The sequence below is a fragment of the Candidatus Nitrotoga sp. 1052 genome, assembly GCF_927312905.1.
Taxonomy (GTDB): domain Bacteria; phylum Pseudomonadota; class Gammaproteobacteria; order Burkholderiales; family Gallionellaceae; genus Nitrotoga.
This window is the reverse complement of the sequence record NZ_CAKMHQ010000005.1, coordinates 48,669-62,274: the sequence shown is the minus strand read 5'-3', so window position 1 is coordinate 62,274 and position 13,606 is coordinate 48,669. Positions and strand designations below refer to the sequence as shown.

General features: G+C 49.8%; 10 protein-coding genes. 5 read left to right on the top strand and 5 right to left on the bottom strand.

Annotation, left to right across the window (positions count from 1 at the left end):
• The first annotated feature begins 3 nt into the window (after positions 1-3).
• From nuoL to MJ768_RS00455, 4 genes are all read left to right on the top strand, one after another.
• Positions 4-2,061 carry an NADH-quinone oxidoreductase subunit L gene (nuoL, locus tag MJ768_RS00470; RefSeq protein WP_239287249.1) on the top strand — a complete coding sequence of 686 codons (2,058 nt, stop codon included), beginning with the start codon at positions 4-6 and terminating at the stop codon, positions 2,059-2,061.
• A gap of 30 nt (positions 2,062-2,091) precedes the next feature.
• Positions 2,092-3,576 (top strand): NADH-quinone oxidoreductase subunit M, encoded by a 1,485-nt coding sequence (locus MJ768_RS00465; protein ID WP_239287248.1) that lies wholly within the window; start codon positions 2,092-2,094, stop codon positions 3,574-3,576.
• 22 nt (positions 3,577-3,598) lie between these two features.
• Entirely contained in the window at positions 3,599-5,050 is a 1,452-nt protein-coding gene (gene nuoN, locus MJ768_RS00460; RefSeq protein ID WP_239287247.1) for an NADH-quinone oxidoreductase subunit NuoN, read from the top strand.
• Positions 5,051-5,285: 235 nt separating this feature from the next.
• Positions 5,286-6,137 (top strand): SEL1-like repeat protein, encoded by an 852-nt coding sequence (locus MJ768_RS00455; RefSeq protein ID WP_239287246.1) that lies wholly within the window; start codon positions 5,286-5,288, stop codon positions 6,135-6,137.
• Between the two features lie 263 nt (positions 6,138-6,400).
• Here the strand turns inward: MJ768_RS00455 and MJ768_RS00450 are convergent, their stop codons facing one another.
• The 3 genes from MJ768_RS00450 to MJ768_RS00440 form a co-directional block, all read right to left on the bottom strand.
• On the bottom strand, positions 6,401-7,486 hold the full coding sequence (locus MJ768_RS00450; protein WP_239287245.1) for a porin: 1,086 nt from the start codon (positions 7,484-7,486) through the stop codon (positions 6,401-6,403).
• Between the two features lie 268 nt (positions 7,487-7,754).
• The gene (locus MJ768_RS00445; protein ID WP_239287244.1) at positions 7,755-10,217 is read right to left on the bottom strand and encodes an ABC transporter permease; all 2,463 of its coding nucleotides are present in this window, start codon (positions 10,215-10,217) and stop codon (positions 7,755-7,757) included.
• Positions 10,214-10,882 carry an ABC transporter ATP-binding protein gene (locus MJ768_RS00440; protein WP_239287243.1) on the bottom strand — a complete coding sequence of 223 codons (669 nt, stop codon included), beginning with the start codon at positions 10,880-10,882 and terminating at the stop codon, positions 10,214-10,216. Before MJ768_RS00440 ends, MJ768_RS00445 begins: the two co-directional genes overlap by 4 nt.
• Between MJ768_RS00440 and MJ768_RS00435 the strand changes: the two genes are divergently transcribed.
• Positions 10,881-11,510 (top strand): arylesterase, encoded by a 630-nt coding sequence (locus MJ768_RS00435; protein ID WP_239287242.1) that lies wholly within the window; start codon positions 10,881-10,883, stop codon positions 11,508-11,510. The two genes, MJ768_RS00440 and MJ768_RS00435, sit on opposite strands and share 2 nt — an antisense overlap.
• Before the next feature lie 11 nt (positions 11,511-11,521).
• Here the strand turns inward: MJ768_RS00435 and MJ768_RS00430 are convergent, their stop codons facing one another.
• Positions 11,522-12,469: a S49 family peptidase gene (locus MJ768_RS00430; RefSeq protein ID WP_239287241.1), complete on the bottom strand. Its 948-nt coding sequence runs from the start codon at positions 12,467-12,469 to the stop codon at positions 11,522-11,524.
• 179 nt (positions 12,470-12,648) lie between these two features.
• Entirely contained in the window at positions 12,649-13,305 is a 657-nt protein-coding gene (locus MJ768_RS00425) for an HAD-IA family hydrolase (RefSeq protein ID WP_239287240.1), read from the bottom strand.
• Between the last annotated feature and the right edge of the window lie 301 nt (positions 13,306-13,606).

Below are 13,606 nucleotides of genomic sequence, written 5' to 3'. Positions count from 1 at the left end.
CAAATGAGTACTATGGAAAATCTGTATTTGCTGGTTCCTTTGGCTCCCTTGGTTGGCGCAATAATCGCCGGGTTGTTTGGCAAACTACTGGGGCGGATATGGACGCATCGCATTACCATCCTGCTGGTGGCTGTGTCTTTCGCTGCCTCACTGCTGATTTTCCAGGATGTCATGGCAGGACATACATTCAACGGCACAGTTTATCAATGGATGACCTCGGGTGATACGCGATTCGAAGTCGGTTTCCTGATTGACCGCCTGACCGTAATGATGATGCTGGTGGTGACTTTCGTATCCCTGATGGTACATATTTATACTATAGGTTATATGGTAGAAGATGCTGGCTATCAACGCTTCTTCAGTTATATTTCGTTGTTTACCTTCTCCATGCTAATGCTGGTGATGGCCAATAATTTTCTCCAGCTGTTTTTTGGCTGGGAAGCGGTCGGTTTAGTATCCTATTTATTGATCGGCTTTTGGTACACACGCCCTACGGCGACTTACGCCAACCTTAAAGCTTTCTTAGTCAACCGCGTGGGGGATTTCGGTTTTTTGCTTGGCATCGGCTTGGTGCTGATGGTGTTTGGCACACTGGATTATGCTGCAGTGTTTGCCAGCTCGCACCTTTACGCTAACGACATAGCGCCGATCCCTGGTGTATCTTGGAATGTGATTAGCGCTATCTGCATCCTGCTGTTCATTGGTGCGATGGGTAAATCGGCGCAATTCCCGCTACATGTCTGGCTGCCGGACTCAATGGAGGGCCCGACTCCGATTTCCGCACTGATCCACGCTGCGACGATGGTGACCGCCGGAATCTTTATGGTGGCGCGCATGTCACCGCTGTTTGAACTGTCCGATACTGCGTTGTCCTTTGTTATGGTGATCGGCGCAATTACCGCGCTGTTCATGGGCTTCCTCGGCATTATCCAGAACGACATCAAGCGTGTGGTGGCTTATTCCACGCTGTCGCAACTAGGCTACATGACCGTAGCGCTGGGCGCTTCTGCTTATTCAGTGGCAATTTTTCATCTAATGACCCACGCATTTTTCAAGGCGTTGCTTTTCCTCGCCGCTGGTTCGGTGATTATCGCCATGCATCATGTGCAGGACATCCGCCAGATGGGAGGCTTGCGTAAATATATGCCGATCACTTGGTTCACGTTTCTGATTGGCTCGCTGGCGTTAATTGGCACGCCGTTCCTGTCCGGTTTCTATTCCAAGGACAGCATTATCGAAGCGGTGGCGTTGTCGCATCTTTCCGGGTCTGGCTTTGCCTATTTTGCAGTGGTAGCCGGTGTTTTCGTTACTGCCTTCTATTCGTTCCGCTTGTATTTCTTGGTGTTTCATGGAGAAGAGCATTTCGGCAAAGCTCATTCTGTAGCACATGGCTCTCAAAATACGCCTCAAGACGACCATGCTGACAACCATGCTGACACCCATGTTGCGCACGATGATCATCATGGTTTATCTCCAGGCCAGAAGCCGCACGAAACCTCATGGGTAGTCTGGATGCCTTTGGTGTTGCTTGCGATCCCTTCTGTGGTCATTGGTTACCTTACCGTCGAGCCGATGTTGTTTGGCGATTATTTCAAGGGGGCGATTTTTATCAACCACGAGCTGCACCCGTCCATGGAAGAACTGAAGCACGAGTTCCACAGCGCTTGGGCCATGACCATGCATGGGCTATCTTCCTTGCCATTCTGGCTGGCAATGGCCGGGGTAGTGATGGCGTGGGTTTTTTACCTGAAAATTCCTGGTATTCCTGAGGCGATCAAACAGAAATTTAGTTTCATCTATACGGTATTGGACAACAAGTACTACTTTGACCGTTTCAATGATTGGTTCTTTGCCTCTGGTGCCCGTAAGGCGAGCCGCTTCTTATGGAAATTTGGCGATATAAAACTGATTGATGGCCTAATGGTAAACGGCACTGCGCGTTTGGTCGGCATGTTCTCCAACGTATTGCGCCGCATTCAGACCGGTTACATCTACCACTATGCGTTTTCCATGATTATCGGCGTGTTTCTGCTGCTTACGATACGCACTTGGTTCGAATAATATGCACAGCGAGAAACTGAAGGAATAAGCATGATTTTTGGATTTTCCCTATTAAGCGTTGCTATCTGGCTGCCCATTATTTTTGGTATGCTGGTTCTAGCCACTGGCAACGATCGCAATGCACCGTTAGCGCGTGTCATCGCACTTGTTGGTTCAATTCTTGGCTTTCTGGTCACTATTCCGCTGTATGTTGGTTTTGACAAAATGACCAGTGCCATGCAGTTCGTTGAGTTGCACGACTGGATTACCCATTTCAACATCCACTATCATCTCGGCGTAGACGGCATTTCGGTGCTGTTCGTCCTGCTTAACAGTTTCTTTACTCCGCTGGTTGTAATTGCTGGCTGGAAGGTAATCGAGAAGCGCGTAGCGCAATATCTTGCTGCATTCCTCATTATGTCCGGCTTGGTCAATGGCGTATTCGCCTCTCTCGACGCGGTACTGTTCTATGTATTCTGGGAAGCCATGCTGATCCCGATGTTCATCATTATTGGTGTATGGGGCGGCGCTAATCGCGTTTATGCGGCGGTCAAATTTTTCCTGTACACCTTTTTCGGTTCGGTGCTGATGCTGATTGCACTACTATATCTATACATTCAGTCCGGTGGCAGCTTCGCGATTCTTGATTACCACCAGATGGCTATCCCGATGACTGCGCAGATATTGGTGTTCATTGCCTTCTTTATGGCATTCTCGGTAAAAGTACCAATGTTCCCGGTGCATACCTGGCTGCCCGATGCCCACGTAGAAGCGCCTACCGGTGGCTCCGTGGTGTTAGCGGCGATTCTGCTGAAAGTTGGAGCGTACGGCTTTATTCGCTTCTCCATGCCTATCGTGCCGGATGCCAGTCACTACCTTGCTGGCGTGATGATCGCGCTGTCACTAATCGCAGTGGTCTATATTGGACTGGTAGCATTGGCCCAAACCGACATGAAAAAATTGGTGGCGTATTCCTCTATTTCGCATATGGGTTTCGTGACGTTGGGATTTTTCATTTTTAATGCCTACGGCATGGAAGGTGCGCTGATACAGATGATTTCGCATGGCTTTATATCAGGTGCGCTCTTTCTGTGTATAGGTGTGTTGTATGACCGAATGCACACACGCAATATCGCCGACTATGGCGGCGTAGCCAACAAAATGCCAGTGTTCGCCGCATTCTTTATATTGTTTGCGATGGCAAATGTCGGACTACCCGGCACCAGCGGTTTTGTCGGTGAATTCATGGTAATAATGGGTACGGTCAAAGTCAATTTCTGGTATGCCTTCATTGCCGCCACCATACTAGTATTTGGCGCGGCCTACACGCTGTGGATGGTAAAGCGAGTGATCTTTGGCGCAGTGGCCAACCAGCACGTAGCGCAATTAACCGACATTACTTTGCGCGAAAAGCTGATGTTCGTTATGTTGGCACTGACTGTGCTGGGCATGGGCCTGTATCCACTACCATTCACCGAAATCATGCACGCATCCGTAAACGACTTGCTGGTACATATTGCCCGCTCCAAGTTATAAGCTATCACCAACCGAGGAATTTATGAGTTACTTGTCCACCCTATCCTCCGCCTACGCAGAAATTTTTCTGCTGGTGATGGCGAGTTCGATCCTGATCGTGGATCTGTTTGTCACCAACCCGAACAAAACGCTGACCTACATATTGGTGCAACTTACTCTTCTAAGTTGCGCACTGATCACCGTGACGACCCATGAACCTGGCGTGGTTCACCTGTTCAACAACATGTTCGTGGACGACTTAATGTCCGATGTACTCAAACTATTAAGCTACCTGACCGTATCCATGGTGTTAGTGTATTCGCGTAGCTATTTGATATTGCGCGGACTATTCACGGGCGAGTTCATGGTGCTGACATTGTTTGCCCTGCTCGGCATGATGGTGATGATTTCCGCTACCCACTTTATTACTCTGTATATTGGGCTGGAATTGCTGTCGCTCAGCCTGTATGCGATGGTTGCGCTGCAACGCGATTCCGCGACTGCCACTGAAGCCGCGATGAAATATTTCATTCTAGGCGCACTTGCTTCCGGCTTGCTATTGTATGGGATGTCCATGTTGTATGGCGCTACCGGTACGCTTGGAGTTGCGGCGGTCTCCGATGCCATCAAGCACGGTGTGGAAAACAAGGCACTGCTAGTGTTCGGCTTGGTATTCATGGTGGCGGGTCTGGCTTTCAAGCTTGGCGCCGTTCCATTTCATATGTGGGTGCCAGACGTATACCATGGCGCACCAACTGCTGTAACCATGCTGATCGGCTCCGCGCCCAAGTTAGCCGTCTTCGCTTTCGTTATGCGAATTTTAGTGGACGGCTTGCAACCGCTGGTGATGGACTGGTCTCGTATGCTGGCGATCCTCGCTGTGCTGTCAATGGCTATTGGCAATATTACCGCTATTGCGCAGACTAACCTTAAGCGCATGCTGGCTTACTCCACTATCGCGCATATGGGCTTTTTATTGCTCGGCATATTGAGCGGCGGCATTGATGGTTATAGTTCTGCCATGTTCTACGTAGTGATTTATGTGTTAATGAGCCTAGGTGGTTTCGGTATGATCATGCTGCTATCGCGTGAAGGTTTCGAGGCTGACATGCTCAACGACTTTAAGGGACTTAACCAGCGTAGCCCGTGGCTCGCTTTCATGATGCTTATATTAATGTTCTCTATGGCAGGGGTACCACCGACGGCAGGCTTCTACGCCAAACTTTCTGTTTTACAGGCGGCAGTGGGCGCCGGGCACATTCCTCTTGCCGTTATGGCGGTGCTGTTCTCGTTGATAGGCGCATTTTATTATCTGCGTATCGTCAAGTTAATGTATTTCGATCACCCAGAAACCCATGTCCCAATTTCCATCCAGCCTGACAACGGCCTGCTGATTTCCATTAACGGGCTGGCGATATTGGCCTTGGGTATTATGCCCAGCACATTGATAACGGTATGCGCAGTGGCAGTGCAGAAGTCATTAATGTTGCATTAAACGAATCTGCAATGTAGAAAACAAAAACTCCCGCACTCGACGGGAGTTTTTGTTTGTGATTGAATAGTCACGCAAAAATTTAATGCGTTATCCCCCACTTTTGCGAGCTGCTTTTTTTCACGGTCTTGCGCCCTCACCCAATAAAAAACTCGTCAAGCGCAAAGTAAACGATGAAAATGTGATGATAAGCGAATTGCACTTCGCTATATTCCAACTTGATAAAGGTGAACATTCAGTGAACGTTATCTCAATTCCTATGCTTGCTGCATTATTGCTAATACTTGCCAATTGCGGAGCGCAGGCGGCTGGCAATAAGAGCAAAGCTGCTGCGCCTACTGTGCAGAAAAAGGTATCAACGCCGCCAGAAGATCCATTTCTGTTGTTACAGAAAGCTGCTGCGCAGGGAGTCGCTGAGGCGCAATACAATCTCGGCTGGAAGTATTCCAAGGGTGACGGCGTACTCAAGGATGCAGCCAAGAGTTTTGAGTGGTTTCACAAAGCTGCTACTCAGGGGCATACCGAAGCGCAATTCTTCCTCGGCGTGATGTATGCCAAAGGTGAAGGAATATCCAAAGATTCTGCTAAAGCTATTGAGTGGTTCCAGAAAGCGGCTGCTCAAGGGCATGCTGAAGCTCAATTCTTCCTTGGAGTAATTTATGCCTATGGCGAAGGTGTGCCCAAGGACGTTGCGAAAGCGATGGAGTGGTATCAAAAAGCGGCAGCTCAAGGGCATGCCGAAGCGCAATATAACCTCGGCTGGATGTATTCCAATGGCGAAGGTGTGCTCAAGGATGTTGCCAAGACTTTTGAGTGGTTTCAGAAAGCAGCTGCTCAGCAACATGCCGAAGCGCAATATAATCTAGGCGTGATGTATCGAGATGGTGAAGGCGTTCCAAAAGACGCTGCGAAAGCCATTGAGTGGCTTCAGAAAGCGGCTGCTCAGCAGCATGCCGAAGCACAATACAATCTAGGTTTGATGTATCGAGATGGCGAAGGCGTAACCAAGGATACTACGAAAGCTATTGAATGGTTTCAAAAAGCGGCTAGTCAAGGGCATGCAAAAGCACAATTCTTACTTAACATGTGAGGGTGTCCGAAATTTTGAGTAAACGGAATTTTTTTAATGCTGCAGCAGCATCTGTTCCCCGCGCTGGATAGTAACGCGACAAGCGCAACTTTTCAGTCCCTGATGGGTCGGAGCCGGCGTTGCTCTTAGGAAGCAATAAAAATTACTGTCATTTTATCTTTAATTGCGACACTGTTTGAGTGACATAAGGTCGAATGCTAAATGTCTAAAGTTAAGGCGGCATTATTACCTACGATTTTTTATCATAAAGGCCAATGATCTCATCAGAAACTTATAGCCAATGCCGTCGTCACAAAAGCATCGCCGTTAACCATATTATTATTCTTTGTGAAAATAGCATCTTTACTATTCAATGTTCTAACTTCTGCTCTCCACACAATATTTTTTGCAATGGTATAGTCAAAATTGGTCGAAAAGCCCCATGTTTTAAAACCATTAGACGTGCCAGTTGAGATGATTACCCCATTTTTATCATCATAATATTCAGCTCTGATCGCGATAGCAGTTTTTGCTGTTGGCGTATATTTCAAGATAACCGATGGGTTGACCCACGTATTCATGGCTGATGAGCCCTTATTTTTTTGTTCGGCTCCAATATCAAAACCAAATATTGCGGCAAACTGATTATTTAGCTGAAAAATTCCATAAAAATCATTGAAATAACGCATTTTCTTATCATTATCAGGTTTGTCGTTTCCAATAAATGTGCTCCAATTCAAAGTTACTTTTGCGGAAGGCTTATAAGTAACCTGCGTACCAAATGAAGGGGAAGAGTTTCCTTCAACGCGTTGAATATGTTGCCAACCATTCAGAACTAATGCACTCACAAACCATACATCATTCTCTGACGTATAACTGATTTTGGCGCCAGTTTCATAATAAGGTGTGTTATCTGCTCCTATGCTTCTGGTCAAAGTCCAATTGTCTTTACCAATCGCACTTTCAAAACCTATATGCGAAGAAAAAACACCAGCATCAAACCACAGGTTATTTTTTTTAGAAAGCTTCAGGCCAACATTGCTTTCATAGATATTATTCAACACGCCAGGCTCAGATGCATAATTAGAATTCATATAGCTACCACCGGCTAATGCGAGATTAGCTCTGACAGTATCTGTGTTGTACGATCCTTTCACAAAAGCCAAATTCACTGAAACTTCATTATTTTTGTTATAGCTGTAAATAAATGGTGGCTTAGTGTTATTGATTGGTTTATTAAAATCGTAGCTATAGTATGTTTCTGCATAACCGTTAAAGGTTAACGCGGTATCTGGTTTTTTATCTTCTGCGTGGGCAAAGCCACCTGCAAGTGTAGCAATCACTGCGATAGTGATAATTAGTTTTTTCATGGGATTTTCTTTATTAGTGCTTTTATTCGTACAGGTTTTGCACAGTCGCAAAAGCACTTTTCAAAAGCTGGTATCCGAAGTATGAGGCGGGAAGCGCAATCGCATTGAGCACGCTGACTCCAGATTGGCTCGGTACCGGCTTTTGAAATGGCTATATCGCAATTGCCTGTTGAAACTGCCTTTCTCTTCAGATAGATGAGAGCAACCAGCAGTTGACGTGACACTTAGTCCGAGGCGATTATTCGTTTTTCAATTTCCACGTCTTTGCTTAAACAGATTGCAACACCTGTAGCGGCGACATCTGCGCCACGCGCCGCGTAGCCAACCATCCTGCCAAGGTCACCGTAACAATCCCGCCGCTCACGCCAACCAACCAGATTAACGCGCTTGAATGATAAGGAATTTCCAGTACTTTGATTGCCAGCACCCAACCCAGCAAGGTCCCACCTGCTGCTGCGAACAGGCCACTCAATGCGCCCAGCACGGCAAACTCGGTCAGGTGCAATCGCCGCAAATAGCGGCTGTCGGCTCCCAATGTGCGCAGGATGGCGGCCTGATGAATGCGTTCATCTTGCGTAGCGAGCAGCGCGGCATATAGCACAGCCAAGCCGCTCAACAGGGTAAACAGGAAGACCGCGCTCATGGTTTGGGCTATCTGATCCATGATTTGGCGGACTTGTTCGATCACTGCATCGGTATCTATCAGTAGCAGGTTGGGGAAGGCTTTGATCAACGCATCGCTTGCCTGCGCCTTATCAGCTGGCAAATAGAAGCTGGTCAAGTAGCTAGCCGGATAATCTTTCAGCATATCGGACGCAGTGATCACGTAAAAATTCACCTGCATGGAATCCCACTGGACCTTGCGCAGGTTTACCACTTGCGCACTGAACGGGCTGCCCGCCACATCGTAAGTCAAGGTGTCGCCCATGTTGATACCCAACGTTTTGGCTATCCCTTCTTCCACCGACAACACCGATGATGCGCCCTGCTCCCACCATGCACCCTGTACCAAGGCATTATCAGTTGGCAGGTGATCTGACCAGGATAGGTTGAACTCGCGTTCCACAAGCGCTCGGGCACGCGCCTCGAGGTAATTGTTCCCACTGATTGCGTGGTTGTTGATTGCTATCAGCCGCCCACGCACCATGGGAAATAATTGTGGCGCAGGTAATTGCTGCTGTGTGAAGAAATTTTTTATCGCGGCGCGCTGATCGGGCTGGATGTTGACAATAAAGCGATTCGGCGCATCCGGCGGCATGCGCCCACGCCAACTTTCCAACAGGTCGGCACGCACAAAGGTAAGCAGCAGCAAGGCCATGCCGCCTAAACTTAGTGCCACAATTTGCAGCGCATTAGTGCGCCCGTGCCTGGCCAAATTCGCAAAGGCATGACTCCCGCGCAGGGGTAGCCATGTCAAAGTGCGCACGGCAAGCCATGCCAGCAGACCAAACAGCAGCATGCCAGCTGTCAAGCCCGCCAACACGGTCAATCCCAGCTTGAGTGAACCGGCCTGCCACAGAAATAGCACGCTCAGCACAGCAGCGCCTGACACATACAGCAAACCGGTACGCGCCGGGGGCATACCCAATTCACGGCGGATAACGCGTAACGGCGACACTCTTTTCAACTGCCACAACGGCAAGAAAGCAAATCCAAACAGGAGCGCCATACCGCTGGCTGCAGCCTGCCACAATGGCAGCCAACCCGGCGGCGGCAAAGCAGCCTCACGCATGGTCTCTATGGACTGCACCAGTGCAGATTGAGCCGCGTAACCGAGCAAGCCACCCAACAGAACGGCAAATACGCCCAGCAGCAAAAACTGGTACATAAAAATTCGCAATACCTGCGTCTGCGTTGCCCCCAAACAGCGCATCATGGCGCAGGTGTCAAGATGGCGCATGATGAAATGGCTCGCGGCCAGCGCCATAGCAACACCTGCCAACACTACGGCAGTAAGCGCCGCCAGTCCTAAAAAATGTTCGGCACGCTCCAGCGCAGTTCGAATTTCCGGACGCGCATCGCGCACGTCCTCCAGTTTTTCACCTGCTACCAGCCGTCCTTTCAGCCAGGCACGCAAGTTGGCAAGCTGTGCCGAATCACCTGCGAATAGTATTCTGTAGCTGATACGGCTGCCAGGTTGAATCAGGCCGCTAGCAGGCAGATCGGCTGCATTTATCAGCACACGTGGTGCAAAACTGGCGAAACCGACAGACTGATCCACGTCACGTACCACGCGCGCAGCCACGCGCAGACGCAGTGCGCCGATGACAACTTCATTACCCAGCTGCAATCCCATGCGTTGCAGCAAACGCTTATCCGCCCACACCGTGCCGGGCGTAGGTATACCTTGCGCAACATGTGGCGTGCCATCGTCAATTTGAATTTTGCCGCGCAGCGGATAGCCCTCTCCCACCGCCTGAATTTCCGCCAGCACGTTTTGTTGGCCGTAAACCACCATGCTGGGAAAAGTCGCAACCTCGACCACGCGCAGACTCCGTTGCAGTGCTGCTGCCCGATAAGCTGGCGGGAATGGATGTGTTGCGACAAGGCGCAGATCGGCACCCAAAAGGCTAGTAGCTTCCTGCTGCAGGGCCAAGCCAACCCGGTTGGCAAACAACCCCACGGTAGCAATGCTGCCCACTGCCAGCACTAAAGCGATAAGCAGCACGCGCCATTCTCCAGTGCGCCAGTCCCGCCGCAGCATGAGCCATGACAAATGCAATGTATTCACGGCACAATCCGTCCTGCCGCCAAGTGCAACTGCCGACCACACTGTTGCGCCAGCACTTCATCATGAGTAACTAATATAAGCGTGGTGCCCTGCGCGCCGTTTAACTCCAGCATCAGATCAATGATCTGGCCGCCAGTGGCAGCGTCGAGATTGCCTGTAGGTTCGTCTGCGAACAGGATTTTCGGCTGCACGACAAATGCACGCGCCATCGCCACGCGCTGTTGCTCGCCGCCGGACAAATGTTTGGGTAAGTGACTCAGGCGCGCGGCCAGTCCCACGCGCTGCAGGGCAGCTGTTGCACGCTCGCGCGCATCGGACGCGCCGTGCAATTCCAGCGGCAGCATCACGTTTTCCAGCGCGGTCAAAGCTGGCAACAACTGAAATGATTGGAAAACAAAACCTGCCAGACGACCACGCAAACGCGCGCGTTCATCCTCATCGAAAGAAAAAATATCAACCCCGTCGAGGTACACTGTACCGCTACTGGGCACATCCAGTCCGGCTAACAATCCCAATAGAGTGGACTTACCGGAACCGGACGCACCCAGAATAGCAAGGCTGTCGCCCGGCTCGACGGAAAAACTAACCTCGTGCAAGATAACAAGAGGCTGGCCACCACTTTCTACTTGCTTACCCAGATTCATTGCCCGCAAAATAGACGCCATGAAATTTCCTACTTTCTTTCAATCAGTTTTATTATGTGTGTGTTGCCTGCTGTCTGGGGTGAGTGGCGCGCAACAACAAACCATACTGGTGTTTGGCGATAGTCTCTCTGCGGCATATGGCATTCCACGGGCATCGGGCTGGGTCAACCTGTTGCAGCAAGAGTTACAACGCAGCCATCCACAATATAAAGTTGTTAACGCCAGCATCAGCGGCGAAACAACCATTGGCGGACGGCAGCGCATTGCCCAAGCCTTGCGTCAACATTCCCCCAACATTGTCATTCTGGAACTGGGTGCCAATGACGGCCTGCGCGGTACGCCTATCGCCGATATCGAAAGTAATCTCAGCGCTATTATCCAACAATCACGCCAAGGCAACAGAAAAGTGCTGTTAGTGGGAATTCAGTTACCGCCCAATTATGGCAAAAACTACACGGATCAATTCAAGGCGCTCTTTTCCCGGCTGGCGCAGCGCCACCATATAGAGCTGGTTCCGTTCATGCTTGAAAATGTTTTGCCGGACCAATTTCAGGCCGACAACTTGCACCCCATAGCGTCGGCGCAAGCGCAAATCCTCCAGACCATTCTGGCCAAACTGAAACCTCTATTGAAGGCGCACAATTTTTAAAGGTGTCTTGTTTAACGAAATTTAATGCCAGTCTGTGTAGATACACCCGGGAAAGCGCTCGCCACCCCCGCACCGAAACGCTTGGCGAGCCGCTCAGCGATACCTTCGTGGGTAGTGAAATCGACAATGTTCTCTGCCTTGATCACATCGCGCGCCACGCTATCCATACTGCCCATGCCATCCGCCAAGCCCAGCTCAATGCTCTTTTGACCGGTCCAGATCAAGCCACTGAATATATCGGGTGATTCCTTCAGACGCTTGCCGCGTCCTTGTTTCACTACCTCAATAAATTGCTGGTGAATTTCGGCGAGCATATTTTTAGCATGTTCCTGCTGTCCCACATTAACTGGCGAAAATGGATCCATAAAACCCTTGTTCTCGCCCGCCGTCATCAAGCGGCGCTCCACCCCTAGCTTTTCCATCGTGCCAGTAAAGCCAAAACTATCCATCAACACACCGATTGACCCAACCAAACTCGCTTTATTGACAAAAATCTTGTCCGCCGCCGCCGCCACGTAATAACAGCCGGAAGCGCATATATCTTCAATTACTACATACAACGGGATCTTTGGGTACTTGGCACGCAAACGGTGGATTTCATCGTTAATATTACCCGATTGCACCGGACTACCGCCGGGGCTATCCATTCGCAGAATCACCCCTTGCGTGTGACTATCCTTGAATGCATCCTGCAGGCTGGTCATAACGCTATCGGCATTGGCTGCGGTCTCTGCCGCGATCACGCCATGCATTTCCACCAGCGCGGTGTGCTTGCCAGTTAATGGCAACTCGGATTTGCCTATCCAGCCCATAAACAGGAATAGCAAAATGCAGAGATAGCCAAACGTCAGCACCTTGAAAAAAATACTCCAGTGGCGCGCCCGGCGCTGCTCCTGAATGGCCGACATAGCGAGCTTCTCCAGCACGCCGCGTTCCCAGTTATTGTTTTGTTCTGACATAATTATTCCTCAATAAAAAACTGCACCCAGGGCACCTCTAAAAATTAAGAGTTCTAAACAAGACTAGGCGCGAATAAAAAATGTTGGCGCAGCATATAATTGATATGTAAGGAAACATTTTTTGTGAGCAACAACGTATTGTAACGAAATCTGAATTTTTAGAGTTGCCCTCCAGTATATCAGGCGTACTCTTTAAACCATGCGCGCAACCCGACAAAATCGTCCAGCAACGCCAGCGGTTCCAGAGCGCGCAACTGATCTACCGGATGCGCGCCGTGCGTCATACCAATCGCGTCCACGCCAGCATTACGCGCCATTTGCAAATCATGCGTGGTATCGCCCACCATCAGCACACGCTGCGCTGCAACTCCAAGCTCATCCATAATTTCCAGCAGCATCGCTGGATGCGGCTTGGAAAATGTTTGGTCTGCCGTGCGGGTAGCGTGGAAGTAAGACTCCATCCCGCTGGTTTGCATGGCCCGCTTTAATCCCTGTCGGCTTTTGCCCGTCGCCACTGCCAGCCAGTGCCCGGCAGCATGCAGCTCCGCAATTGTCTGCTGCGCTCCCTCGAACAATGGAATAGCCTCACCCTGCGCAAGGAAATGATGGCGGTAACGTGCCACTAGATCATCGCGCTGACTCTCCTGCAAATCCGGCACGGCTTGGCGCAGCGCCTCATTCAACCCCAAGCCAATTACATACTTCGCAGCGACATCGCTAGGCTCGGTTAAGCCCAAATCCCGACATGCAGCCTGGATCGAACTTGCTATTACTGCGGTGGAGTCCATCACTGTGCCATCCCAATCGAACACAATCAAATCGTAACGCTTAGCCATAGAAATCCACCAAAAAATAAGGCGCGGATATTAGCATTTTTGCTGGCATCACTACCAAGCATTGCCGATATACATACTACCGTCTGCATTGCGCACTATCAAAACAACGCGACGATCAAATTCAAGTAACGCTCGTTTGGCTGGGAATTTGGATAAATATCGGCAAGAGGCTTGACCGCCAATGATGCTGAGATCCAGTCTCTATCAAAGTTTATTGCTGACTTGGCAAAATAAGCTTGAAATATGCATTGTTGCTAGTGTAATAAATTTTGAGTATAAAAATCATGGTTAAGTCCATGAA